Genomic DNA, 24,039 nt, shown 5'->3' on the forward strand with positions numbered 1-24,039 from the left:
TCAAACGGCCGACACACCGCAGGCTTCGTACCTTTCAGGACGCGCGTACAGTTGTCGGCGGAACGGGCTCTTTCAGCGCATCAACGCTGATTAGCCGCGAAGCCCCAAGGGGCGTGTGGAAACGCACTGCATCATTTTCCGCTCCCGTTCTGAAGAAACATCATGCCCATGCATGACCAATAATCGCTCGTGCCGATACAGCGCGAGCGAGATGCTGATGCATCATCCGCGCGCTGCCTGCAACCAGGAATTCAGCTCACCGACAATACAGCGTCCGCCCGTTGCATCACAGCAACAGGCGGAGAGCGCCTTCACCCCTTGCCGTTGATGGCAGCCTGGGCTGCTGCGAGCCGGGCGATCGGCACGCGGAAGGGTGAACAGGAGACGTAGTCGAGGCCGGCGTCTTCGCAGAAGCGGATCGAGGCCGGGTCGCCGCCGTGTTCGCCGCAGATGCCGAGTTTCAGGCCGTTCTTGGTGCGACGACCACGCTCGGCGGCGATCTGGATCAGTTCGCCGACGCCATCGAAATCGAGCGAGACGAAGGGATCCTGCTCGATGATGCCCTTCTGCTGATAGGTCGCCAGGAACTGCGAGGCGTCGTCGCGGGAGATGCCGAAGGTCGTCTGCGTCAGGTCGTTGGTGCCGAAGGAGAAGAAGTCGGCCGCTTCGGCAATCACACCGGCGCGCAGGGCTGCGCGCGGCAATTCGATCATCGTTCCGACCAGATAGTCGATGCCGATGCCGGCTTCGCCGATCACTTCCTTGGCGACCGCATCGATGCGCGCCTTGACGTAATCGAGCTCGGCCTTGAGGCCGACGAGCGGCACCATGATTTCGGGAACGACGGCCGCTCCGGTCTCGTGCGCCGCTTCGACAGCCGCTTCGAAGATGGCTCGCGCCTGCATCTCGGCGATCTCCGGATAGGAAATCGCCAACCGGCAGCCGCGATGGCCGAGCATCGGGTTGAATTCGTGCAGTTCGTCGACACGCTGGCGCAGTTCCGACGCATCGAGCGAGAGCGCGCCGGCAACGTCGGCGATCTCCTCATCGGTCTTCGGCAGGAACTCGTGCAGCGGCGGGTCGAGCAGGCGAATCGTCACCGGCAGGCCGTGCATGATCGAGAACAGTTCGGCGAAATCCGAGCGCTGCATCGGCAGGAGCTTGGCGAGCGCCGCACGGCGACCGTCTTCGTCGTCGGCGAGGATCATCTCGCGCATGACGTTGATACGGTCGTCCTCGAAGAACATGTGTTCCGTGCGGCAGAGGCCGATGCCTTCGGCACCGAAGGAGCGTGCGGCGCGTGCATCCGCCGGCGTTTCGGCATTGGTTCTGACCGTCATGCGGCGCGTCGCGTCCGCCCAGGCCATGATCTTGCCGAAGTCGCCGGAAAGTTCCGGCTGCAACATGGCGATCGCGCCCTTCAACACCTGGCCGGACGAGCCGTCGATGGTGATGATGTCGCCCTTCCTGAGCGTTACGCCGCCGGCGGTCAGCGTTTCGTTGCGAAGGTCGACACGAATGCTGCCGGCGCCCGAAACGCAAGGGGTGCCCATGCCGCGGGCAACGACGGCGGCGTGGCTGGTCATGCCGCCGCGGGTCGTCAGAATGCCCTCGGCGGCATGCATGCCGTGGATGTCTTCAGGGCTGGTCTCGACACGGACGAGGATGACCTTGCGGCCTTCCTTGTCGGCCTGCACCGCTTCCTCCGAGGTAAAGACGATCTCGCCCGTCGCAGCCCCCGGCGAGGCCGGAAGGCCCGAGCCGATGATGTCGCGGCGCGCATGCGGATCGATCGTCGGGTGCAGCAGCTGGTCGAGCGAGGCGGGATCGATGCGAGCAACGGCCTCCTGTTCGGAGATCAGCCCCTCCTCCGCCATATCGACCGCGACCTTCAGCGCCGCCTTGGCGGTGCGCTTGCCGGAGCGCGTCTGCAGCATCCAGAGCGTGCCGCGCTCGATGGTGAATTCGAGATCCTGCATGTCGCGATAGTGGCGCTCCAGCGTATCGCAGATCGAGCGAAACTCGGCGAAGGCCTCCGGCATCAGCTTTTCCAGCGACGGCTTGTCGGAACCGGAACCGATGCGCGCGGCTTCAGTGATATTCTGCGGCGTGCGAATGCCGGCAACGACGTCCTCGCCCTGCGCGTTGACCAGAAACTCGCCATAAAGCTCGTTCTCCCCGGTCGACGGGTTGCGGGTGAAGGCAACGCCGGTCGCCGAGGAATTACCGAGATTTCCGAAGACCATCGCCTGGACGTTGACGGCGGTGCCCCAGGCGGCGGGGATGGCGTGCAGGTGGCGATAGGTGATCGCCCGCGGGTTCATCCAGCTCGAAAACACGGCGCCGATCGCGCCCCAGAGCTGCACTTCCGGGTCCTGCGGAAAGGGTTCGTCGAGCGCTTCCTCGATCGCTTCCTTGTAGCGGGCGATGACGCTCTGCCACTCGACAGCCGAAAGCTCGGTATCCTGCTCATGCCCGAGACGCGCCTTCTCGTCCTCGAGGATTTCCTCGAAAACGTCGTGGTCGACGCCCATGACGACGTCGCCATACATCTGGATGAAGCGGCGATAGCTGTCCCAGGCAAAGCGCGCGTCGCCGGCGTCGTGACCGAGCGCATGCACCGACTGATCGTTGAGACCGAGGTTGAGAACCGTGTCCATCATGCCCGGCATGGACGCGCGTGCGCCCGAGCGAACCGAAAGCAGCAGCGGCCGGGCGGTGTCGCCGAAGACGCGGCCGGTCACCTCTTCCATCCGGCTGATCCCCTCGCGCACCTGGTCGCGCAGGCCATCCGGCATCTGCCTTTCATTGTCGAAGAAGCTGTTGCAGGCATCGGTGATGATCGTCAGGCCCGGCGGAACCGGCAGCCCGAGATTGCACATTTCGGCAAGGTTGGCACCCTTGCCGCCCAAGCGTTCACGATCACCCGCACGTCCCTCGGCCTTGCCCCCACCGAAGGTGTAAACCCATTTCGTCATGCCTGCTCTCCACCCAGAAACAGTCTTTAATGACGATTTACAGTATATGCTTCAGGCTGAAAATGCACCCGGCGAAGATTTATGCTGCAGCGCATCATTTTCTGTAACATTGCTACACATCGCGCTTCACTTCTCACAAAACGTGTCGGTAGCATTAAATTGCAGCCGAAATTCCTGAAAGGGCTGCGCAACGCCAGCCGATCCGACATTGCCCGAAACATAACAGTTATCTAATATACAGATGCGCGATGGGGGTGCATCCAGGAATATCCCGTCATGGCAATCCGTTTCCGTCTCGATGGCTCGGAGGGTCGGTCATGAGGTGGCGTGCAGATCCGACAACCTGGCTCCTTTCGGCGGCGCTCATGGTCCTTTTCACCATGGGAAACGCCTTTGCCGAGGAAAACGGCAAGCGGCTGGCGCTCGTCGTCGGCATGAGCAATTACGTGCTCGCTGGAACCTTGCCCAATGCCGCCCGCGATGCGGAAGCCTTCGACGCATTCCTGAAAGGCCAAGGGTTCGAAACGAACCTGGTGCTCAACGCCGATCGCCGCGGCCTTGCCGGTGCGCTCTCAGAGTTTTCGCGCAAGATCGGTCCTGACGATACCGCCCTGTTTTACTACGCCGGTCACGGCATGCAGTTGCACGGCGAGAACTTCCTTGTCGGCACCGATGCCAAGCTCGAAAGCGAATTCGACGTGCCGGCCGAGACCGTGGCGTTGTCCGAGATCATCGGCGCGATGGAAAAGCGCGCCCGCATCTCGATGGTCTTTCTTGATGCCTGCCGCAACAATCCGCTCGCCGAGCGGCTGACGCGCGAAGTCGAGGGTGCGACCCGCGGTGCGGCGACGAGAGGACTAGCGCCGATCGAAACACAGAGCGGCGGCACGCTCGTTGCCTTTGCCGCAGCCCCGGGACAGGTCGCCGCCGACGGCACCGACGGGCATTCGCCCTTTACCCGGGCGCTGATCGCCAATCTCTCGGGCGCCGGTCTCGAAGTCGGCACCGCCTTCAAGCGGGTCGTGCGCGACGTGCGCAAGGAAACACAGGGCAAGCAGCAACCGCAGATCCTGTCCTCCCTGTCACTGGAGTTCTATTTCGGGCCGGAAACCGCAACGCCGCCGACCCCCGTGGTGCAGACCCCTGCGGTCCAGACGACCGTGCCACAGACCGTGACGGTCCAGCCGGCACTCACCGTGCCAGCCATCGACCCCGAAACGCTCGAAGCGGAGAAGGACTTCAAGAAAGCGCTGAAGATCGGCACGGCACGCATCTGGCACTTCTTCGTCGAAAAGCACCGAACAGGCGAATATGCCGACCTCGGACGGCAGGCGCTGGCCCAGATCGAACCGGCGGCCATGCGCAACGAGGCGCATCTGCCGCAAGCCGTCGAAGCGCAGCTCCTGCCCGGCAAGGACCAACGACGAAACATTCAGCTGGCGCTTGCCTCACGGGGATTTGCAGCAGGTACGGCCGATGGCGTCTTCGGCGGACAGACCCGGGACGCCATCAAACGCTTCCAGAGCACCAACCAGCAGCCGGCGAGCGGCTTCATCACCGAGAACACGGCGGCCGCCCTCGGCATAAAGGTCAACGCCCGTGCCGAAGGCATCTACAGCGCGACGAAAGCGCGGCGATACGACGTCGCCAACCTCGAGGGGCTGGAAACCGATCAGACCGTCCTGCGGGCGCTGACCTGCCTGCGCCACTTCGAGACCGTCTACGGCGTGTTCGGAGGGCACCTCTATGTCGCCGTTCACACGGGTACGATCCTGGCCGTCTATGCGCGGGGAATTGCAGGCGGTTGCGGCGCCCACCTCGCCTCGATTTCATCTCCGGAAGAAAACGCGTTCGTCGCATCGCTTTTCAATTCCGACCCGAGCTTCTTTGAGACCGGATACGACCCGAGAGGAAACGTCAGCTACAAGATGGGACCATGGATCGGCCTGACACAGGACCCGCAGGGCAAGGAGCCGAAGGGCGGTTGGCACTGGGATAACGGCGCGCCGATGACCTACACGAAATGGTTTCAGGACATGCCGAACGAAGACAAGAAGGGCGACGACATCGGCATGTACTACGCCCATCGCAATGGCCGGTCCGACACCAAGTCCCTCTATGTCGACACCTGGGACGACATGGGACCCAGCGATGGCACGGCCGGTCTCATTCTTGAATTCGAGTGAAAGAACGATCAGGCGCGACCGCGCCGTTGAACGGAGCGCAAGGAGGGCCGCTCATGAAATGGCGTGTGATGCTGCTGTTGCTTGCCCTTTCGGTTCCGCTCGCAAGCGGCAATGCCTTTGCCGAAGGAAACGGCAAGCGGCTGGCGCTCGTCGTCGGCATGAGCAACTACGTGCTCGCCGGAACGCTGCCCAATGCCGCGCGCGATGCGGAAGCCTTCGACGCATTCCTGAAAGGCCAAGGGTTCGAAACGAACCTGGTGCTCAACGCCGATCGCCGCGGCCTTGCCGGTGCGCTCTCAGAGTTTTCGCGCAAGATCGGGCCAGACGATACCGCCCTGTTTTACTACGCCGGTCACGGCATGCAGTTGCACGGCGAGAACTTCCTTGTCGGCACCGATGCCAAGCTCGAAAGCGAATTCGACGTGCCGGCCGAGACCGTGGCACTGTCCGAGATCATCGGCGCGATGGAAAAGCGCGCCCGCATCTCGATGGTCTTTCTTGATGCCTGCCGCAACAATCCGCTCGCCGAGCGGCTGACGCGCGAAGTCGAGGGCGCGACCCGCGGTGCTGCGACGAGAGGACTGGCGCCGATCGAAACACAGAGCGGCGGCACGCTCGTCGCCTTTGCCGCAGCCCCGGGACAGGTCGCCGCCGACGGCACCGACGGGCATTCGCCCTTTACCCGGGCGCTGATCGCCAATCTCTCCGGCGCCGGTCTCGAAGTCGGCACCGCCTTCAAGCGGGTCGTGCGCGACGTGCGCAAGGAGACGCAGGGCAAGCAGCAACCGCAGATCCTGTCCTCCCTGTCACTCGAGTTCTATTTCGGGCCCGAAACCGCAACGCCGCAGCCGCAACCTGAGGCCGTCCAGCCGACACTCGCGGTGCCGGCCGCCGATCCCGCCGCACTCGTGGCGGAGGTCGATTTCAAGAAGGCGTTGAGGATCGGAACGCCGCGGATCTGGCGCTTCTACGTCGAAAAGCACCGTACTGGCGAATATGCCGAACTCGCACGCCGGACGCTGGAGCAGATCGAACCGGCGGCCGTGCGCAACCAGTCGCATCTGCCGCAAGCCGTCGAGGCGCGGCTGCTGCCGGACAAGGGTCGGCGACGTGATATCCAGTTGGCGCTGACGGCAAGAGGCTTTGACGTCGGTACTGCCGACGGTGTTTTCGGCGGGCAGACGCGCGACGCCATCAAGCGTTTCCAGGGCGCCAACAGCCAGAGCGGTACGGGCTTTGTCACCGAACAGACGGCCGAAAAGCTCGGCGTGAAAGTCAACAGCGCAGCCGAAGGCCTCTACAGCGCCAAGACGGCGCGCGTCTACGACATAAACGACCTCAAGGGGCTGGAGACAGACCCGCGCGTCCTTACCGCCATCAAGTGCCTCGGCGGGTCCCCAACTGTCTACGGCGCCTTCGAAGGGCATCTCTACGTCGTCGCAAGGACCGGACCAGCCCGTGCCTTCTATGCCGAACTCCTCGCCAAGAACTGCGGCACCCACGTCGCGTCGATCTCATCTCAGGCGGAAAACAGCTTCATCGCTTCGCTCTTCAACGCGGACCCGACCTTTATCGACACGGGTTACTACCCGCCGGACAACATCAGCTACAAGATCGGGCCATGGATCGGACTCGTCCAGGACCCGCAGGGCAAGGAGCCGAAAGGCGGCTGGCGGTGGGACAATGGCGAGGCACTGACCTATTCGAAGTGGTTTCCGGGGATGCCGAACGAGAGCAGGCCGGGCGACGATACCGCAATGTATTACCTTCACCGGGAAGGTCGGCTCGATTTGACCAACACCTATCTCGACACATGGGACGATATGGGGCCAGGCAACTCGGCCGTCAGCGTCGTGCTCGAATTCGAATGAAGAGGCCCCGGCTCAGACAATCCGTTTCCGGCTCAGGGGGCTCGGAGGGCAGTCATGAAATGGCGCATGTTGATCACATCCCGGCTGCTGTCGGTCGTGATCGTCCCTTTTGCCGTCGGGCGTTGCCGCCCCTGCCTTTTCCGGCGGCCGCCTGAACCATCTGCCGAAGCTGACGCTTTTACGCGGCCTATCGGGCCAACAAGGTTCCCCTGTCAGCCTACGTCGACACCTGGGAGGCGCGCGATCCATCGCGGCCGGTCTCGGGTTTCATCGCCGGAGTTCGAATGAACGATCAGACGACTTCGCGCAGGCGCTCGGCGGTCTGCAGGTCGACAGAGACGAGCTGCGAGGCGCCTTGCTCGGCCATGGTCACGCCGAACAGGCGGTTCATGCGCGCCATGGTGATCGGATTGTGGGTGATGATGATGAAGCGTGTCTCGGTCGAGGCCGCCATCTCGTCCATCAGGTTGCAGTAGCGCTCGACATTGTGGTCGTCGAGCGGGGCGTCGACTTCGTCGAGCACGCAGATCGGCGCCGGATTGGTGAGGAACACGGCGAAGATCAGCGCCATCGCCGTCAGCGCCTGCTCGCCGCCCGATAGCAACGTCATCGTCTGCGGCTTCTTGCCCGGCGGACGGGCGAGAATTTCAAGGCCCGCTTCCAGCGGATCGTCGCTCTCGATCAGTTGCAGCTCGGCCGTGCCACCGCCGAAGAGGTGGGTGAACAGCCGCTGGAACTGCACGTTGACGACGTCGAATGCGGCGATCAGGCGTTCGCGGCCCTCGCGGTTCAGGTTCTGGATGGCGCTCCTCAGCTTGCGGATCGCCTCGATGACGTCGTCGCGCTCTCGCAGCAGCAGGGCGAGCTTTTCCGAAAGCTCCTTCTGCTCCTCTTCGGCGCGCAGGTTGACGGCACCGAGCCGCTCGCGCTCGATCTTCAGCCGTTCGAGCTCGCGCTCGACATTGCGCATGTCGGGCAGCGCCTCGTCGACGGCAAGTCCCGTCAATCGCATCACTTCGTGCGGCGGGCAGGAGAGCGCTTCCTGAATACGCGCCTCGATCTCGACGCGGCGTTCACGGGCGGAGACCAGGCGCTCCTCGGCGCGGCCGCGCTTTTCGCGCGATTCGGCCAGTTCGGACAGCGCGGTTGCGGCCAGGCGGTCGGCCTCGCGCTGGCGGTTCTCGGCCTCGGCAAGCAGATCGGCCGCTTCACGCCGCGACGCTTCCGCCTTCTGCAACTCGTTCATCAGCGCCCGGCGCTTGTCCTCGAACTCGTCGGGCGCATCGATCAGCTCTTCCACCTCGTCGCGGGCTTCCGCTTCGCGGTCACGCAGGGTGGCGATATGTTCCTCGGCGCTGGCGGCACGGGCCTTCCAGGTCTGCCGTTCCACCCCGATCGCGGCAATGCGACGCTGGCGAGCCTCGTTCTCGCGCGCCAGGCCATCATGAGCGGCGCGGGCCTCGGCGACGGCGGCGCGATCGGCAGCGACATCCGCCGTCTGCGTCCGCAGCTTCAGTTCCAGTTCGGAGAGATCGGGCGCGTCCGCCAGCGCGTCGTTGGCCGTCTCGATCTGCTCGGCCACCTCTTCGACCTGCGCTTCGATCTGGCTGCGCGATTCGGCAAGCACCGCCCGCCTGCGTGCAAGGTCGCCGGAGGCGCGTTCGGCCGCAGCAAGCGCGTCACGGGCCTCGGCAAGCTGTCGGGTGATCATGCGTTGCGCGTCGCGCGCAAGCCGCAGCCTTTCGTCCTCGGCGCGGATCCGGCTACCAGCGGCGGCAAGTTCGGCCTCGGCGAACCGTAGCGCCTCAGCGGCCCCCTCGGCCTCTGCATCCAGTTCGGCCAGCCGGTTCTTCTGCGCCAGCCGCAAGGCGGCAGCACTTGGCGCCTCGGAGCCGGTCACGTGGCCGTCCCAGCGCCAGACGGAGCCCTGCTTGGTGACAAGGCTCTGGCCAGGTTTCAGCAGGGGCAACAGCCGTTCGGCGTCCGCCTCGTTTGCGACGATGCCGATCTGCTTCAGGGCACGGGTCAGCGTGTCAGGCGCCTTCACATGCGCAATCAGCGGGCTGACGCCTTCCGGCAAATCGGCGTCGCCGGCATGGTCCCCCGGTTCGCGCCAATGGGCGGGCGCATCGGTTTCAAGCGGTGAGTCGAGGTCGTCGCCCAGTGCGGCGCCGAGGGCTGTTTCGAAGCCTCGGTCGACCTTCATCTCCTCGACGACGGCGGGATAGGCGCCACCGGCCACTGCCTCCAGCATGCGCCGGATGGTGCGCGCTTCGGTCTCGATGCCGTTCAGCGTCGCGCGCGTCCGATCGACGGGCTGACGCGCCTCGACTTCCATGTGCCTCGCCTCGGCGAGCGACTCTTCAATGGCGATCACATTGCTTTCGGCTTCTTCCAGCGCAGCTTCTGCGACCTCGACCTGGCCCTGCTTTTCGTGCGGATCAGGAAGGGCTGCCATCTGGCGGTCGAGTTCGTCGAGATCGCGCGACTGATCGCCAAGTTGTCGCGCAAGGCGCGCCTGGCGCTCAGAGAGGTCGCGCAGCGTGCGCTCCAGCTGGTTGCGGCCGGCCTGCGCCTCGGCACGTTCGGCCGTCAGCCGCGCCAACAATGCCTCGCTGCCGACGAGTTTTTCGTTCGCCTCTTCGAGGCGCTCGCGCGCTTCCGTCGCACGGTCGTCGGCCTCGGCGAGCATATCGCTGAGTTCGGCTTCCTCTTCGTCGAGGCGCGAAAGAATGCCGGCATTGTCGACGACAAGGCGCTCTTCGCGGGCGATGTCCTCGGCCAGTTGCGTCAGCCGGCGCTGCAACTCGTCGCGGCGTCTGAGGATGCGGCCGGCGTCTTCTTCGAGCTGCGAACGGGCGATCTGCAGGCGCTGGAGGGCGGCGGCGAATTTCGCTTCGTTCTCGCGCAGCTCCGGCAGCTTCAGGCTGGCGACCGCCTGGTCCTTGGCCGCCTGCATCTGCTGCTGCGCCTTTTCCGCAACCAGCGCCGTCACCTGATTGAGCTGGCTCGTCGCCTCGGCCTCGGCCTCCTTGGCCTGCACCCAGCGGATATGAAACAGGATCGCCTCATGCTTGCGGATATCGGCCGAGAGCATTTTGAAGCGGTTGGCCTGGCGGGCTTGGCGCTTGAGGCTCTCGATCTGGCTTTCGAGCTGCGAGGTGACGTCGTCGAGGCGCTCGAGATTGGTCTCCGCCGCCCGCAGGCGAAGCTCCGCCTCATGGCGGCGTGAATGCAGGCCGGAGATGCCGGCCGCCTCTTCCAGGAGCTGGCGACGGGCCTGCGGCTTTGCCGCAATCAGTTCGCCGATTCGCCCCTGCCCGACCATGGACGGCGAGCGTGCGCCAGTCGACGCATCGGCGAAAAGAAGCTGCACGTCCTTGGCGCGCGCTTCCTTGCCGTTGATCCGGTAGACCGAGCCCTGCTCGCGCTCGATGCGGCGGCTGACCTGGATCTCGTCGCTGTCGTTGAAGGCGGCCGGCGCCGTGCGGTCGCTATTGTCGAGATAGAGGCCGACCTCGGCCGTGTTGCGCGCAGGACGGTTGCCGGATCCGGAAAAGATCACGTCGTCCATGCCGGAGGCGCGCATGTTCTTGTAGGAGTTCTCCCCCATCACCCAGCGCAATGCTTCGACGAGGTTCGACTTGCCGCAACCATTCGGTCCGACGACGCCGGTCAGCCCCCGCTCGATGATGAATTCGGTCGGTTCGACGAAGGACTTGAAGCCGAGCAGGCGAAGCTTGTTGAACTTCATGGGACGGACACCGGGGCTACGAGGTGCCCCCCTTTGCCATCAGCCCAGACAAGAAAAACGGGCGCACGGCTGCTGCCGTCGCCCGTTTTCAGGAAAAGCGAAGGATCAGAGCTTGCTGTCGATGAGGGCCGACATAACGTCAACCGACATGTCCCCCGAATAGTGCTCGCCATTGACAAAGAAGGTCGGCGTCGACTGAACCCCGAATTCCTTGGCGCCCCGTTGCATAACAGAGTTCACATCATCCAGAAGTTTTTGGTTCGTCAAGCAGGCCTCGAAGCTCTCCTGTGTAAAACCGGCGAGTTTGGACATCTGCAGCAGGGCGTCGCGGCCATTCTGGGCTGCGGCCCACTGCTGCTGCTGCTTGAAGAGCATCGAGATCATCGGGAAGTACTGGCCTTCCGGAGCGCAGCGCGCCAGCATGAAGGCGGCCGCAGCGCGCGGGTCGAACGGGAATTCGCGCAGCACGAAGCGGACCTTGCCGCTGTCGACATACTTGGTCTTGATCGCCTCGAAGGTGTTGTTGTGGAAGGCGGCGCAGTGCGGGCAGGTCATCGACATGTATTCGACGATGGTCACCGGCGCGTTGGCGTCACCGATCGCCATTTCCGGCAGAGCACCCGGCTCCATCAGCTTGGCGACGTCGACGGAACCTTCCGACGAAGGAAGCTCGACCTTGACGGGCGCGGCGGTCGTCTGCGCGACTTCGGTGCCGGCAGCAGGCTTGGCTTCGGCGGTGGCCGGCGTCGCGGTCGTCGATGCGGTGGTCGTTGCGTCCGTTGCCGGCTTGGTTTCGGTCTTCGCTGCCGTCTCGGTGGCTGCGGCCGGGGCGGTCGATGCCGTTTCCTTCTTTTCGTCGCTGCAGGCAGCAAGCACCAGGGCGACGGTTGCGATGGCGGCACCGCTGAGCAGGCGCTTGGTAAGGTTCATTGCGGAAGCGGACATGATTTGACCCGTGTTCGGAGGGAATTGCGGTGCGGATTCGATATCTTGCCGCGCGCAGGGCGGCAAGTGGCGCGGCGTCAACAGAATTCAAAGAATTGTGACCGACCGATGGCTGCCCGGAAGCGCAGTTCGACCTGGATATCCGCGCCTTGCGCTTTAGGCCTCTGGTTTTCGCATGCCGTCGCCGCAAACCGCTGGAGAGTTTTGCGCGACATGCTTTAGCGGCGGCGTGGGTTGAGTACAGCGGTGCCCAGCCGACGCAAGGCCGCCTTCAGCTCTTCGCTTTCGATGCCTTCGACCATCGTTTCGAGCCGGCGCGCGGGCTCGCCCGAAAGCGGCTTCGGCTTGCCGCGGTGTTTCGGCTGCTGCGAGACGGGTTTCTGGACGATGCGCAGCTGGCCGATGGCATAAAATCCGAAGAAGCCGTTGATGCGCTGGATCAGCTCGCCCTGGGCATGGGTCAAAAACAGGGCGCGCGCGCCCTCGCAGGCAACCGTCAGCACGCCCGGCTGATGGCCGCCCTCGCCCATGATCTCGGAGGCGCGCCGCGGCCAGGCGATCTTTTCGGGTCGCGTGCAATCGGCAAAGTCTTCGCCGGCGATTTCGTCCCAGGAGCCGAGCAGCATGGTGTTGATGCCCGCGCGCTTGGCGAGCACCGGGTCGATCAGGCCATTCGCGACTTCGCTGATCTGGACAACGCCCTTCCGGGACTTCTGCTCGCTCACGTATGGACTTTCTGTAGGCAACGTCGATTGAGCCTTGATGCTGCGGCTCCGCTTCGCCAAGTATAGGCCGGAAAAGGAACTTCCGGCAAATCATGCACGATACGATACCGGCGGCGGACGCCGCACCCCTGCTTTTGGAATGGTACGACAGGCACCATCGCGACCTGCCCTGGCGGGTTTCGCCGCCCATGGCGCGCCGAGGCATCGTCGCCAATCCCTATCACGTCTGGCTATCCGAAGTGATGCTGCAGCAGACGACGGTGCAGGCGGTAAAGGCCTATTTCGAAAAGTTCCTGTCGCTGTGGCCGACCGTCGAGGATCTGGCACAGGCCGACAATGAGGACGTGATGAAGGCATGGGCCGGGCTCGGCTACTATGCCCGCGCCCGCAACCTGAAGAAATGCGCCGAGGCCGTCGCGAACGATCACGGCGGCCGTTTTCCCGATACGGAAGACGGGCTGAAGTCCCTTCCCGGCATCGGCGACTATACCGCCGCCGCGATTGCGGCAATTGCCTTCAACCGCAAAAGCGCCGTTCTCGACGGCAATGTCGAGCGGGTGATCTCGCGCCTCTATGCGATCGAGACGCCGCTGCCGGCTGCAAAGCCCGAAATGCGGGGCCGCGTCGCCGCGCTCACCCCCGGCGAGCGCCCGGGCGACTTCGCCCAGGCGATGATGGATCTCGGCGCGACGATCTGCACGCCGAAGCGCCCCGCCTGCTCGCTCTGTCCCTTCCGCGCCCACTGTCGTGCGCTTTCCGTAGCAGACCCGGAAACCTTTCCGCGCAAGGCACAGAAGAAGGACAAGCCGCTTCGGCGCGGTGCTGCCTTCGTCGCGATCGACGGCGACAACGCGGTCTATCTGCGCAAGCGGGCCGAGACGGGCCTGCTTGGCGGCATGACCGAAGTGCCCGGCACCGACTGGACGTCGCGGCAGGACGGCGACACCTCGCTTGCCTCGCAACCCTTTGCGGCCGCCTGGGAAGATTGCGGCACCATCAGCCACGTGTTCACGCATTTCGAGTTGCGTCTCTCGGTCTACCGCGCCAATGTCGCGCGCACCGGAACGCAGGGCAACGGCTGGTGGGAACCGGTCCACTCGCTGAGCGCCCAGGCGCTGCCGACGGTGATGAAGAAGGCGATCGCCCAGGCGATCCCGCATGCCTTCAAGGCGGAACGCTAGCGCGGTACGGGGGCACCCGTCCCGCTCCAACTCCGAAAATTCAAGCAGGGAATTCGTTCATGAGCAGCATCGAGATCCGTCACATCGTCTTCGACATCGGCAAGGTGCTGATCCACTACGACCCCAACCTGCCCTATAGCCGCATCATCCCCGATGAGGCCGAGCGCGAGTGGTTCTTTGCCAATGTCTGCACCCATGACTGGAACATCGAGCAGGACCGCGGCCGCTCCTGGGAAGAAGCCGAAACGCTGCTGATCAAGGACTTCCCCGAGCGCGAAGAACAGATCCGCGCCTTCCGCAAATATTGGCAGGAGATGGTGCCGCACGCCTATGTCGAGACGGTATCGCTCATGGAGCGACTGATCGCCGAAGGGCGCGACGTGACGATGCTGACCAACTTCGCTTCCGATACGTTCCGCGAGGCACAGCTCCTCTACCCCTTCCTGACCTTGCCGCGCGGCGTTACCGTTTCGGGCGACGTCAAGCTCATCAAGCCCGATATCGCCATCTATGAGACGCACACGCGGACCTTCGATCTCAACCCGTCGGCGACGCTCTTCATCGACGACAGCGTGCCCAACGTCGAAGCCGCGCGGCTTGCCGGTTGGCACGCGGTGCATTTCGTCGACCCGGAAAAACTGAAGGCCGATCTCGCCGGCTACGGCATTCATCCGTAGGCTGGGTGGGACTGCCGATAGCCGATGGCTCCTGTTCGTGGCGGCACGATTCCGCCACGATTCATACCTACCACCTGCGATTGCGTAACCGCAGAGGTAGTATATGAATAGTTTAGAATTTTCGGTAGCTCGAGACGGCGTCGCCAAGGACGCCTTCGTGGACGAGCTCTACGCGACGACCGAGGCCAGCTTTCGCGACGAGGTCTCTCGACAAGAATTCAGTGAACGGTATTCAGAGACCCGTTTCGTGGTCGCCAGACGCGATGCCAAATTGGCGGGCTGGCTCAGCCTTCGACCGCCGATTGAAGGCGACGACGAGAGAGCGGCCGATCGAGGCTGGCACGCCATGCCGTCGCACGATCTGCAGAACGCCGAAATTCTGGCGCAGCTCTTTCGGCTTGCAGCGGTAGAGGTCGGTTCAGAGGGCATCATCTGGCACTCCCGAACAACCCCTCTCAACCAGCAGGTCGTCGAAATGACCGGCGCGACCGCGCTTCGGGATCTGTTCAGGACCTGGCAGGCGCCATCTGAGCGCTGGCCAGCCGCAATCGCAAAACCCAAGGACGATGCCGTCGTTTACGCCGTCCACGCGCCTCTACCGGAAGATCTTCTCGCAAAGTTCGTGGACTTCCTTACACGCGCGGGGATATCGAACTGCAGTGGAGAAACCTGCACCACGACCTGGGAGGCGGACGCCGTCGCCCAACGTATCGCGGACTGGGATGAGAACGGGCTGCTTATGCAGATGTTGGAGCGTGACGACCTCGTCGTCGCCGAGGCCTACGCCTTTGTCTGGAGCGATGAAATGATGATCGACATCACCGAACACCAGGCACCTTCTGTCGGGATGATTGCCCTGATTTCCACCCTTCTTCAGCGCATTCCCGCAGCGTACCCCAATACCAGGGTTGCCACGGTCGAATTACAGGAAAACGAAAGAGCACGCCTCGAGCCTGTGCTCGCCAGTTGCGGCTTTGAGGACAAAGGCCCGCGGACGCTCTTCCATTTGCGCCCAGAGGGAGCGCCGGTTCTCTGAAGGCGGCGTATCCGCCATTGAACGCGACGCGGCGGCACGGGTCGCCGCCGCGCATTGTCAGGGCCTGGCCGCGATGAAGCGCCATACCAGCCAGGCCGCAACGACCGCGGCCACGAACCAGATGCTCATGATCGCGAAAAGGCCGCTTCGGCTGGACGGGCGTCCTTCCAGTGTCGTCGCCCGCTCTCGGAATTCTTCCATCAGCGCCGGCGGCACCAGACGCACCGCCAGGAGGATGCCGAGCGGAACGAGGACCAGGTCATCGAGGTATCCGAGTATCGGAATGAAGTCCGGGATCAGGTCGAGCGGCGAGAGTGCGTAGGCCGCCACAGCGCCGGCAACGATTTTCGCCGAAAGCGGCGTTCGACGATCTCGCGCAGCAAACCAGAGTGCAACGACGTCCCGTTTGATTTGCCGCGCCCATTGCTTCACGCGCTGGAGACGATCGGGCAAGGCCATGCGGATGACACTCTTGTTCGGATGAAAGCTGGTCTGCCTGAACCCTATTGGCGGATGCGTAGATTGGCAATCGGCCTCAGGGTCTGGCCGGTTGCTTCATACGCTCGGTCCTATGGCCCGGACATACAAATGCCCGGAATCCTCACATCGAGGGTTCCGGGCATTTAAAGCTCTCTTTCCGGGACTGAAGGTACAAAAACCGGTCGGAGCGCTTTTCGAAGGATCCGGCGGAACTGGTTGATCAGTTCAGTTTTGCCAGATCATTTCGAATGACGGTTCTGAGTTCGTCGATGGGCTTCAGGGTGTTCCCCTCTTCGAAGTGCCAGAATGTCCATCCGTTGCATGCATCAAGCCCCTGGACCTTGGCGCCCAGGCGATGAATTGAGCCGGCTTCGCCGCCGGAAGCGACCGTGCCGTCGGCGCGGACGATCGCGCTGTAGCGGCGCTTGGCGTCCGTCAGAACCGTGCCGGGCTTGATCAGCCCGCTTTCGATCAGCGTGTTGAAGGCGACGCGCGGCTCGGCCTTCTTGCCGGTCATGACCGAGAGCATCGCCTTGCCGAGCGGTTCGACGGCGTCGATGCGCGCCGATGCGGCGTCGATGTAATCCTGCTCGCGCTCGATGCCGACGAAATGGCGGCCGAGGCGCTTGGCGACGGCGCCGGTCGTGCCGGAACCGAAGAAGGGATCGAGAATCACGTCGCCAGGCTTGGTCGAGGCCATCATGATGCGGGCAAGCAGCGCTTCCGGCTTCTGGGTCGGATGCACCTTCTTGCCGTCGTCGTCCTTCAGGCGCTCGTGGCCCGAGCAGATCGGGAACAGCCAGTCGGAGCGCATCTGCACGTCGTCATTGGCCGCCTTCATCGCATCGTAGTTGAAGGTGTAGCCCTTGGCGCTGGCGTTCGGCGTCGCCCAGATCAGCGTTTCGTGGGCGTTCTGGAACCGGCGGCCCTTGAAATTCGGCATCGGGTTGGTCTTGCGCCAGATGATGTCGTTGAGGATCCAGAAGTGCAGGTCCTGGAGGATCGCGCCGACGCGGAAGATGTTGTGGTAGGAGCCGATCACCCAGAGGGTGCCGGTCGGCTTCAGCACGCGGCGGCAGGCGAGCAGCCAGGCGCGGGTGAAGGCGTCATAGGCCTCGAAGGAAGCGAACTGGTCCCACTCGTCGTCGACGGCATCGACCACCGACTGGTCGGGACGGGTCAGCATGCCGCCGAGCTGGAGGTTATAGGGCGGGTCGGCGAAAACGACGTCGACCGAATTGTCGGGAAGCGCATTGAGCGCGGCCACGCAGTCACCCTTGATGATGGTGTCTAGCCAGCCCTGCGGACGGGCGGAGCGGGAGACTTCGGCAAGCGAAACAACTGAAGACATGGACAACTCGCAAATACGCTTACTCGGAACGGATCATGGAGCGTATGGTTACCGAAGATGGTTACCAAAGCCTGAAGGCCGTTTCGAAAAAGTGCGTAGTCACGCTATGTTAGAGAGGTCTTCTGGAGTGAACAGGCAAGGCGGGAACGGGTGTTCACCCGCCTCCCGCCGCAGCGTTTAGGCGTCTCGGACGCGTTTCATCTGTTGTCGTGAAAGGCGCGGCTGTCCGAGGGTGCCTCATGGCGCTCGTTCAGCCCGTAGTCGCGGATCACGGAGGCGATGCGCAGGCGGTAGTCGGCAAAGACGCCGTGGCGCCCGGCATCCTGGGCGGCACGATGTTCGGCGCCGTTCCGCCACGCCTTCACCGCCTCCTCGTCGCGCCAGAAAGATAGGGAAAGCAGCTTGCCGGGATTGGCGAGACTCTGGAACCGTTCGATCGAGATGAAACCATCGATGTCGTCGAGAAGCGGCCGCAGGTCGGCGGCAATGCCGAGATAGGCGTCACGCCGGCCCTCGGCCGGCAGGACTTCGAAGATGACGGCAATCATGGTTCACTTTCCTCCTGTTGGCATCGAGACGTTCTTCAGGAAAATCCGATCCTCCTTCAGGATAAACCGCTCGCGGCGGGAAAAGGCATAATTTTCCCGGCCGAGCGGATCGGCAGCAAGCCGGGCGCGATAGGCCTCGTAGGCCGCGAGGTTCTCGATGTTGTAAACGCCGTAAGCCGTCGTCGCCGATCCCTCGTGCGGACCGAAATAGCCGATGAGATCGGCGCCGCAGCGCGGAATGACCTCGCCCCAATTGCGCGAATAGGTGGCGAACTCGTCCTTTTTGAAGGGATCGATTTCGTAGCGGATGAAACAGGTGATCATCGTCATCTCCAGGTCCTTGGGGCCTTTCGCCCGGTCTTCGATGAGGTGACTATGCCCGCTTGTCTGTCGAGAATGCTTCGATTACGATCGAAGTATGAAGGAAGGTCCAGACATCGCTCTCATCGGTTCGCTGATCGGCGATCCCGCCCGCGCCAACATGCTGACGGCGCTGATGGGCGGCAGCGCGCTGACCGCAACCGAGCTTGCCACCCATGCCGGTATCACGCTGCAGACCGCCAGCTCCCATCTCGCCAAACTCGAGGCCGGCGGCCTGCTCAGCCAACGCAAGCAGGGGCGCCACCGTTATTTTCAGCTGGCAGAAGACGAAGTCGGGCTGATGCTCGAGAACCTGATGGGCTTTGCCGCCGGCCGCGGCATGACCCGCCACCGTCCCGGGCCGAAAGATCCGGCACTGCGTAAGGCGCGCGTCTGCTACAATCATCTGGCCGGCGACTATGGCGTGCGCATGTATGACAGCCTGATCGCCGAAAAGCAGATCGAAGTCACCGGCGACGACCTGGCGCTGACGCCCGACGGGCAAAGCCGGATCGAGGCGCTCGGCATCGACTATGCAGCGCTGAAAAAATCCCGCCGCCCGATCTGCCGCACCTGCCTCGATTGGAGCGAGCGCCGTTCGCACCTGGCCGGCTCGCTTGGCGAAGCGCTGCTGACGCTGTTCATCGACAAGGGCTGGGCCAAGCGCGAGGCGAACAGCCGCGTCATCCGCTTCACCGCCAATGGCGAGAAGGCTTTCTCCGAGCTGTTTCCGCAGTAGCTGCTGCCAGCCACTTTAGCCAACGATGGAAAAGGCCTCACGGGTTTCGCCCGCGGCGGTCCTGACCGGCGTCTTGCCGATCCAGCCCACATGCCGTTCGAGGATCTTTGCCGCCTCGTCGCCCCGGCCCTCGCGCAAGGCGGCCAGGATCGCGCGGTGATCGTGGTCGGTGCGCGCCTCCCAGCTCGTGCGCCAGGCGGAAAACAGGAAGCGGGCGCTCGCCGCATGCAGATCGTCGATCGCCGCAAGCAGCCGTGGCATGCCGCAAGGTTCGAGGATCAGCCGGTGGAAGGCGCGGTTTGCCGCCTCCCAGGAGCGCACGTCGCGTGATGTATCGGCAGCGGCCGTGGCCATCTCGGCCCGATCGAGGATCGCCGGCGTCAAATGCGGGATGGCATGGCGAAGCGCCAGGACCTCCAGCACCGCGCGCATCTCGGCGACTTCCCTCACCTCCTTCAGGTCGAAGGAGGCGACGCGAACGCCGCGGCGCGGTTCGCTGACGGCCAGGCCCTGGGCCTCCAGCCGCCGAAAGGCTTCGCGGACGGGTACATGGCTCGCACCGAATTCCTCGGCGATATGATCCTGCCGCAAGCGCTCCCCCGGCATCAACATGCCGGAGATGATCCGCTCGGCCAGGGCCTTGCTGATGCGACTTGCGAGCGTATCGTCCTGCTGCTTTTCCATCGCCTACTGATAGAGCCGCGAAACAATGCTGTCGAGCAAGCGCACGGGCGGTTTCGATAATTTCCAATGGTTGAGCTTTGGCCTACCATCGTATAAAAGCTCTGCCGTACGAAAGCCCCGCGCCGCGCGAACATTCCTCCCCCCGCCTGCGGCGCCTCTCCTCCCAGGGAACTGTTCCATATGACCGGTATCGATCTCATCATTTTTGATTGCGACGGCGTTCTCGTCGATTCCGAAATCATCGCGTCGGAAGTCGAAGCAGCACTGCTGACAGAAGCGGGTTACCCGATCAGCGTCGAGGAAATGGCGGAGCGTTTTGCAGGCATGACCTGGCACAACACGCTGCTGCAGATCGAGAAGGAAGCAAGCATTCCGCTTTCGGCCCAGCTCATCAGCAAGGTCGACACCATCCTCGACGAGCGTCTGGCCCGCGACCTCAACATCATCGACGGCGTCAAGCCGATGCTGGGGCAACTGACGCTGCCGCACTGCATCTGCTCCAACTCGACCTCGGCGCGGCTTGCCATGATGCTCGGCAAGGTCGGCATCAAGGACCATTTCGGCCGCCGTATCTATTCGGCGCGCGACCTCGGCGCCGACCGCGTCAAGCCGAAGCCGGACATCTTCCTGCACGGCGCCAAGCAGATGGGCGTCGGCCCGTCGCGGGTGCTGGTGATCGAGGATTCCGTCCACGGCATCCACGGTGCACGTGCCGCCGGCATGCGCGTCGTCGGCTTCACCGGCGGTTCGCACACCCATCCCTCGCATGCCGACCAGCTGACCGAAGCGGGTGCGGAAACGGTGATTTCGCGCATGACGGCGCTGCCGGGCGTGATCGCGGCCCTTTCCGCATGGTCGGAGTCGATGACGGCCTAATTGGCCGCAGGCGGTTGCGCACCGCCATGCCCCTTTCGCTCCGGCTTTCGGCCGGAGCGGGAAAGAAGCCTTCGGCCAACACGGCAGACGTCCAATTAGACGCCGAGGGACATGATGACACATTGCAGTGGCGTCACGTCCCCTAGAAAATCTTCCCGGTTTTCGAGGAGCCGCGCACGAGGGCCGTACCAAGCAAGCCCCAACGGGGTATTTTTAGGAGGAAACACAATGCGTCTTTCAATGTTGACCGGCCTGACCCTGGCAGCCAGCGTCGCCTTCGGCCCGCTCGCCTTCGCCGACATCACCATTGGCGTGATCACGCCGCTTACCGGCCCGGTCGCGGCCTATGGCGAGCAGGTGAAAAACGGCGCGGAAACGGCTGCAGACGAGATCAACAAGGCTGGCGGCATCAATGGCGAGAAGATCGTGCTGAAGATGCTCGACGACGCCGGCGACCCGAAGCAGGCCGTTTCGGTTGCCAACCAGGCTGCCGGTGAAGGCATCCGCTACGTCGTCGGTCCGGTTCTGTCCGGCACCTCGATGGCGGCTTCGGACATCCTTGCCGAAAACGGCATCCTGATGGTGACGCCGACGGCAACCACGCCTGACCTCACCACCCGCGGTCTCTGGAACGTGCTGCGCACCTGCGGCCGCGACGACCAGCAGGCCGAGGTTGCGGCCGCCTATGTGCTCAAGAACCTCAAGGACAAGAAGGTCGCCGTGCTGCACGACAAGGCGCCTTACGGCAAGGGCCTCGCTGACGGCTTCAAGAAGGCGATCAACGCTGGCGGCATCACCGAAGTCGTCTATGAAGGCCTGAACCCGGGCGACAAGGACTTCAGCGCCATCGTCACCCGCCTGAAGGCCGAAAACGTCGATGTCGTCTACTTCGGCGGCTACCATCCGGAAGGCGGCCTGCTGGCGCGCCAGATGCACGACCAGGGCGTGAAGGCGCAAATCTTCGGCGGCGACGGCCTGTCCAACACCGAGTTCTGGGCAATCGGCGGCGAAGCTGCGACCGGCACGGTCTACACCAATGCCAGCGACGCGACCAGCAACCCAGCCTCCGCTCCGGCTGTCGAAGCGCTGAAGGCGAAGAACATCCCGGCCGAAGCCTTCACGCTGAACGCCTATGCTGCCGTCCAGGTGCTGAAGGCCGGCATCGAGAAGGCGGGCTCCGCTGAGGACGCGACTGCGGTTGCAACCGCGATCAAGTCGGGCGACGCCATCGACACGGTTCTCGGCAAGCTGACCTACAGCGAAGCCGGCGACCTTACCTCGCAGGCTTTCTCGCTCTACAAGTGGGAAGGCGGCAAGAGCGTTCCGGCTGAATAAGTCGCACACAATGGAAATGAAAACGCCGGGGCAAGCCCCGGCGTTTTTTATGCGGCATGGGCCGCTGCTTATTTCTTCTTGCCCTTGGCCGGCGGGCCTTCGTCGAAGCCGACATAGACGGTGACGTTGGATCCGGCGCCGGCCGGCAGCGTCACGTTAGCCTTAGTGAAGACGAACTGGCCAGAGCCGGTCGAGGGGATCTCGACGGCATGCTGCGTCAGCTCGGAATAGAGCGTCTTGTCCTCATCGGTCGCCGCAACGCGGATCGGCATCGTGACCTTGCCGGGGCCGCCCGCGGGTCCGCTGACCACGCGTCCCTGAACCACCACAGTCATCGTCAGCGAGTTCTCGCTCTGGACGCACTGGCGCGTGGTGTCGGCAAGAGAGGCCTGGTAGACGACCTTGGTCGGGTCGTTCTTGGCACCCTTGGCGTAGCTGGTGAAGACCGACGTGCCGTCACGCAGGATGACCTGCGGGCACGCGGCCTGAACGACGGCCGGCGTCGGAGCAGCGGCACTGCCGCCTGCGTCGATCGCCCCACCGGATTGAGTCTGATTGCAGCCGGCTAGGACCGCGAGAAAAGATATTGCGAGAACAGGCCGGGATACTTTGCCAAACACGTTGAACAACCTCTGCTGGACCGGTTGAAACTCCTTGACCGAAATCTCGGCCGGAAGACCTTTCATGGCCTTCGGGCATCGTCTATAGCAGCGACAAACTGAAAAATCGATTGGGTCAGTCCGTCCCTTCCGAATTTTCCGAAGCTAGTTTTGCGACCGGAAATTGGGTCGGTGACAAGAATAGATGCAGACTTTGTCAAGGACTGACGCAATAAGACGAGCGTGTCGCGACGACGTTTCCCAAGGTCGCCGCAACCCTTGAGGTGGGACGAAGGACAAAGATGGTGAAGTATATCTCGACGCGCGGCGAAGCCGCTCCTCTCGGCTTCTGCGATGCGCTGCTTGCCGGTCTTGCGCGCGATGGCGGTCTCTATCTCCCCAAGGAATGGCCGACCTTTTCCAAGAAGGAAATCCGCGGCCTGCGCGGCAAATCCTACCAGGACATTGCCTTCACCGTGCTCGAGCCCTTCATCAATGGCGAGATCCCGGCGGCCAAGTTCCGCGAAATGATCGACGAGGCCTACGCCACCTTCCGCCATCCGGCAGTGGCGCCGCTGGTGCAGACCGGACCGAACGCCTTCGTCATGGAGCTCTTCCACGGCTCGACGCTCGCCTTCAAGGACGTAGCGATGCAACTGCTCGCGCGGCTGATGGACTATGTGCTTGCCGAACGCGGCGAGCGCGCCACCATTGTCGGCGCGACTTCGGGCGACACCGGTGGTGCAGCCATCGACGCCTTCGCCGGTCGTGAGCGTACCGACATCTTCATTCTCTTCCCGCACGGCAAGGTCTCGCCGGTACAGCAGCGGCAGATGACGACCTCGACCGCATCCAACGTTCATGCCATCGCCGTCAACGGCAACTTCGACGATTGCCAGAACCTCGTCAAAGCGATGTTCAACGACGCCGCCTTCCGCGATCGCGTCAAGCTTTCGGGTGTCAACTCGATCAACTGGGCGCGCATAATGGCCCAGATCGTCTATTACTTCACCACGGCGGTCGCGCTCGGCGGGCCGGACCGCAAGATCTCCTTCACGGTTCCCACGGGCAATTTCGGCGACATCTTCGCTGGCTACGTCGCCAAGCGCATGGGCCTGCCGATCGACAAGCTGATCATCGCCACCAACGAAAACGACATTCTCGCCCGCACGCTGAAGACCGGCCGCTACGAGATGCGCGACGTCAAGGCGACCACCGCACCGTCGATGGACATCCAGATTTCGTCGAACTTCGAACGGCTTCTGTTCGAGGCGAACGACCGCGACCCGGGCGAAATCCGCTCGGCGATGGACGGGCTGAAGCAGTCCGGCTCCTTCACCATCCGCGAGAAGGCGCTGAAGGCGATCCGCAAGGAGTTCCGCGCCGGTCGCGCCTCGGAGAAGGACGTCGCCAAGACGATTGCAAGGACGCTTGCCGACACGGGCTATCTGCTCGATCCGCACAGCGCCGTCGGCGTCTTCGTCGCCGCCAAACACGAGAAGGCGTCCGCTCCAATGGTGACCCTTGCGACCGCCCATCCGGCGAAATTCCCGGACGCGGTAAAATCGGCAAGTGGTATTGACCCGGCGCTTCCGACGTGGCTTGCTGACCTGATGAACAGGGAGGAGCGTTTCGATATCCTGGATCCGGACCTGAAAACCGTCGAGACCTTTATCGGCGAGCGGACCCGCCTCCGGGGGTAAGAACGAGAAGA

The 24,039-nt window shown here is 63.5% G+C and carries 19 protein-coding genes; 9 read left to right on the top strand and 10 right to left on the bottom strand.

All coding sequences use genetic code 11. The features are described from left to right. Nucleotides 1-311: 311 nt before the first annotated feature. Nucleotides 312-2,978 carry a pyruvate, phosphate dikinase gene (gene ppdK, locus JVX98_RS17580; protein WP_192447559.1) on the bottom strand — a complete coding sequence of 889 codons (2,667 nt, stop codon included), beginning with the start codon at nt 2,976-2,978 and terminating at the stop codon, nt 312-314. A 317-nt stretch (nt 2,979-3,295) separates the two neighbouring features. Between ppdK and JVX98_RS17585 the strand changes: the two genes are divergently transcribed. Next, nucleotides 3,296-5,164: a caspase family protein gene (locus tag JVX98_RS17585; RefSeq protein WP_205239324.1), complete on the top strand. Its 1,869-nt coding sequence runs from the start codon at nt 3,296-3,298 to the stop codon at nt 5,162-5,164. A gap of 53 nt (nt 5,165-5,217) precedes the next feature. Continuing rightward, nucleotides 5,218-7,035: a caspase family protein gene (locus tag JVX98_RS17590; RefSeq protein ID WP_205239325.1), complete on the top strand. Its 1,818-nt coding sequence runs from the start codon at nt 5,218-5,220 to the stop codon at nt 7,033-7,035. Between the two features lie 292 nt (nt 7,036-7,327). Here the strand turns inward: JVX98_RS17590 and JVX98_RS17595 are convergent, their stop codons facing one another. From JVX98_RS17595 to JVX98_RS17605, 3 genes are all read right to left on the bottom strand, one after another. After that, the gene (locus JVX98_RS17595; RefSeq protein ID WP_205239326.1) at nt 7,328-10,789 is read right to left on the bottom strand and encodes a chromosome segregation SMC family protein; all 3,462 of its coding nucleotides are present in this window, start codon (nt 10,787-10,789) and stop codon (nt 7,328-7,330) included. 105 nt (nt 10,790-10,894) lie between these two features. Beyond that, nucleotides 10,895-11,734 (bottom strand): DsbA family protein, encoded by an 840-nt coding sequence (locus JVX98_RS17600; protein ID WP_205239327.1) that lies wholly within the window; start codon nt 11,732-11,734, stop codon nt 10,895-10,897. 218 nt (nt 11,735-11,952) lie between these two features. After that, the gene (locus tag JVX98_RS17605; protein ID WP_043619908.1) at nt 11,953-12,459 is read right to left on the bottom strand and encodes a DUF721 domain-containing protein; all 507 of its coding nucleotides are present in this window, start codon (nt 12,457-12,459) and stop codon (nt 11,953-11,955) included. A 92-nt stretch (nt 12,460-12,551) separates the two neighbouring features. Between JVX98_RS17605 and mutY the strand changes: the two genes are divergently transcribed. The 3 genes from mutY (at nt 12,552) to JVX98_RS17620 (ending at nt 15,353) form a co-directional block, all read left to right on the top strand. After that, nucleotides 12,552-13,640 (top strand): A/G-specific adenine glycosylase, encoded by a 1,089-nt coding sequence (mutY, locus tag JVX98_RS17610; RefSeq protein WP_210335825.1) that lies wholly within the window; start codon nt 12,552-12,554, stop codon nt 13,638-13,640. A 59-nt stretch (nt 13,641-13,699) separates the two neighbouring features. Further along, nucleotides 13,700-14,317 carry an HAD family phosphatase gene (locus JVX98_RS17615; RefSeq protein WP_205239328.1) on the top strand — a complete coding sequence of 206 codons (618 nt, stop codon included), beginning with the start codon at nt 13,700-13,702 and terminating at the stop codon, nt 14,315-14,317. Between the two features lie 103 nt (nt 14,318-14,420). After that, nucleotides 14,421-15,353 (top strand): hypothetical protein, encoded by a 933-nt coding sequence (locus JVX98_RS17620; protein WP_205239329.1) that lies wholly within the window; start codon nt 14,421-14,423, stop codon nt 15,351-15,353. A 57-nt stretch (nt 15,354-15,410) separates the two neighbouring features. Here JVX98_RS17620 and JVX98_RS17625 read toward each other — a convergent pair whose 3' ends face one another. From JVX98_RS17625 to JVX98_RS17640, 4 genes are all read right to left on the bottom strand, one after another. Beyond that, nucleotides 15,411-15,812: a YkvA family protein gene (locus JVX98_RS17625; RefSeq protein WP_205239330.1), complete on the bottom strand. Its 402-nt coding sequence runs from the start codon at nt 15,810-15,812 to the stop codon at nt 15,411-15,413. 241 nt (nt 15,813-16,053) lie between these two features. Further along, on the bottom strand, nt 16,054-17,184 hold the full coding sequence (locus JVX98_RS17630; protein WP_043619897.1) for a site-specific DNA-methyltransferase: 1,131 nt from the start codon (nt 17,182-17,184) through the stop codon (nt 16,054-16,056). A 197-nt stretch (nt 17,185-17,381) separates the two neighbouring features. Next, nucleotides 17,382-17,732, bottom strand: coding sequence for an antibiotic biosynthesis monooxygenase (locus tag JVX98_RS17635; RefSeq protein WP_205239331.1), 351 nt, complete (start codon nt 17,730-17,732; stop codon nt 17,382-17,384). A gap of 3 nt (nt 17,733-17,735) precedes the next feature. Further along, the gene (locus JVX98_RS17640; protein ID WP_043619930.1) at nt 17,736-18,056 is read right to left on the bottom strand and encodes an NIPSNAP family protein; all 321 of its coding nucleotides are present in this window, start codon (nt 18,054-18,056) and stop codon (nt 17,736-17,738) included. A 94-nt stretch (nt 18,057-18,150) separates the two neighbouring features. Between JVX98_RS17640 and JVX98_RS17645 the strand changes: the two genes are divergently transcribed. After that, on the top strand, nt 18,151-18,831 hold the full coding sequence (locus tag JVX98_RS17645) for a helix-turn-helix transcriptional regulator (protein WP_192447568.1): 681 nt from the start codon (nt 18,151-18,153) through the stop codon (nt 18,829-18,831). A 15-nt stretch (nt 18,832-18,846) separates the two neighbouring features. Here JVX98_RS17645 and JVX98_RS17650 read toward each other — a convergent pair whose 3' ends face one another. Continuing rightward, on the bottom strand, nt 18,847-19,515 hold the full coding sequence (locus JVX98_RS17650) for a GntR family transcriptional regulator (RefSeq protein ID WP_034801282.1): 669 nt from the start codon (nt 19,513-19,515) through the stop codon (nt 18,847-18,849). A 180-nt stretch (nt 19,516-19,695) separates the two neighbouring features. Between JVX98_RS17650 and JVX98_RS17655 the strand changes: the two genes are divergently transcribed. Both JVX98_RS17655 and JVX98_RS17660 read left to right on the top strand, forming a co-directional pair. Beyond that, on the top strand, nt 19,696-20,391 hold the full coding sequence (locus JVX98_RS17655; RefSeq protein WP_192447570.1) for an HAD family hydrolase: 696 nt from the start codon (nt 19,696-19,698) through the stop codon (nt 20,389-20,391). A gap of 228 nt (nt 20,392-20,619) precedes the next feature. Further along, nucleotides 20,620-21,726, top strand: a complete 1,107-nt coding sequence (locus JVX98_RS17660) for an ABC transporter substrate-binding protein (protein ID WP_043619889.1) — start codon at nt 20,620-20,622, stop codon at nt 21,724-21,726. Nucleotides 21,727-21,794: 68 nt separating this feature from the next. Here the strand turns inward: JVX98_RS17660 and JVX98_RS17665 are convergent, their stop codons facing one another. Beyond that, a complete protein-coding gene (locus tag JVX98_RS17665) occupies nt 21,795-22,346 on the bottom strand; it encodes a hypothetical protein (protein ID WP_043619928.1) in 552 nt (183 codons plus the stop codon). Nucleotides 22,347-22,627: 281 nt separating this feature from the next. On the opposite strand from JVX98_RS17665, the gene thrC reads away from it, so the two are divergent. After that, nucleotides 22,628-24,028 carry a threonine synthase gene (gene thrC, locus JVX98_RS17670; protein ID WP_205239332.1) on the top strand — a complete coding sequence of 467 codons (1,401 nt, stop codon included), beginning with the start codon at nt 22,628-22,630 and terminating at the stop codon, nt 24,026-24,028. Nucleotides 24,029-24,039: the final 11 nt, after the last annotated feature.

The organism is Ensifer sp. PDNC004, from assembly GCF_016919405.1.
Taxonomy (GTDB): domain Bacteria; phylum Pseudomonadota; class Alphaproteobacteria; order Rhizobiales; family Rhizobiaceae; genus Ensifer.

Coding starts and splice junctions, on each gene's coding strand:
- ppdK (WP_192447559.1), bottom strand. CDS start 2,978: ATGACGAAATGGGTTTACACCTTCGGTGGGGGCAAGGCCGAGGGACGT.
- JVX98_RS17585 (WP_205239324.1), top strand. CDS start 3,296: ATGAGGTGGCGTGCAGATCCGACAACCTGGCTCCTTTCGGCGGCGCTC.
- JVX98_RS17590 (WP_205239325.1), top strand. CDS start 5,218: ATGAAATGGCGTGTGATGCTGCTGTTGCTTGCCCTTTCGGTTCCGCTC.
- JVX98_RS17595 (WP_205239326.1), bottom strand. CDS start 10,789: ATGAAGTTCAACAAGCTTCGCCTGCTCGGCTTCAAGTCCTTCGTCGAA.
- JVX98_RS17600 (WP_205239327.1), bottom strand. CDS start 11,734: ATGTCCGCTTCCGCAATGAACCTTACCAAGCGCCTGCTCAGCGGTGCC.
- mutY (WP_210335825.1), top strand. CDS start 12,552: ATGCACGATACGATACCGGCGGCGGACGCCGCACCCCTGCTTTTGGAA.
- JVX98_RS17615 (WP_205239328.1), top strand. CDS start 13,700: ATGAGCAGCATCGAGATCCGTCACATCGTCTTCGACATCGGCAAGGTG.
- JVX98_RS17620 (WP_205239329.1), top strand. CDS start 14,421: ATGAATAGTTTAGAATTTTCGGTAGCTCGAGACGGCGTCGCCAAGGAC.
- JVX98_RS17625 (WP_205239330.1), bottom strand. CDS start 15,812: ATGGCCTTGCCCGATCGTCTCCAGCGCGTGAAGCAATGGGCGCGGCAA.
- JVX98_RS17630 (WP_043619897.1), bottom strand. CDS start 17,184: ATGTCTTCAGTTGTTTCGCTTGCCGAAGTCTCCCGCTCCGCCCGTCCG.
- JVX98_RS17635 (WP_205239331.1), bottom strand. CDS start 17,732: ATGATTGCCGTCATCTTCGAAGTCCTGCCGGCCGAGGGCCGGCGTGAC.
- JVX98_RS17640 (WP_043619930.1), bottom strand. CDS start 18,056: ATGATCACCTGTTTCATCCGCTACGAAATCGATCCCTTCAAAAAGGAC.
- JVX98_RS17645 (WP_192447568.1), top strand. CDS start 18,151: ATGAAGGAAGGTCCAGACATCGCTCTCATCGGTTCGCTGATCGGCGAT.
- JVX98_RS17650 (WP_034801282.1), bottom strand. CDS start 19,515: ATGGAAAAGCAGCAGGACGATACGCTCGCAAGTCGCATCAGCAAGGCC.
- JVX98_RS17655 (WP_192447570.1), top strand. CDS start 19,696: ATGACCGGTATCGATCTCATCATTTTTGATTGCGACGGCGTTCTCGTC.
- JVX98_RS17660 (WP_043619889.1), top strand. CDS start 20,620: ATGCGTCTTTCAATGTTGACCGGCCTGACCCTGGCAGCCAGCGTCGCC.
- thrC (WP_205239332.1), top strand. CDS start 22,628: ATGGTGAAGTATATCTCGACGCGCGGCGAAGCCGCTCCTCTCGGCTTC.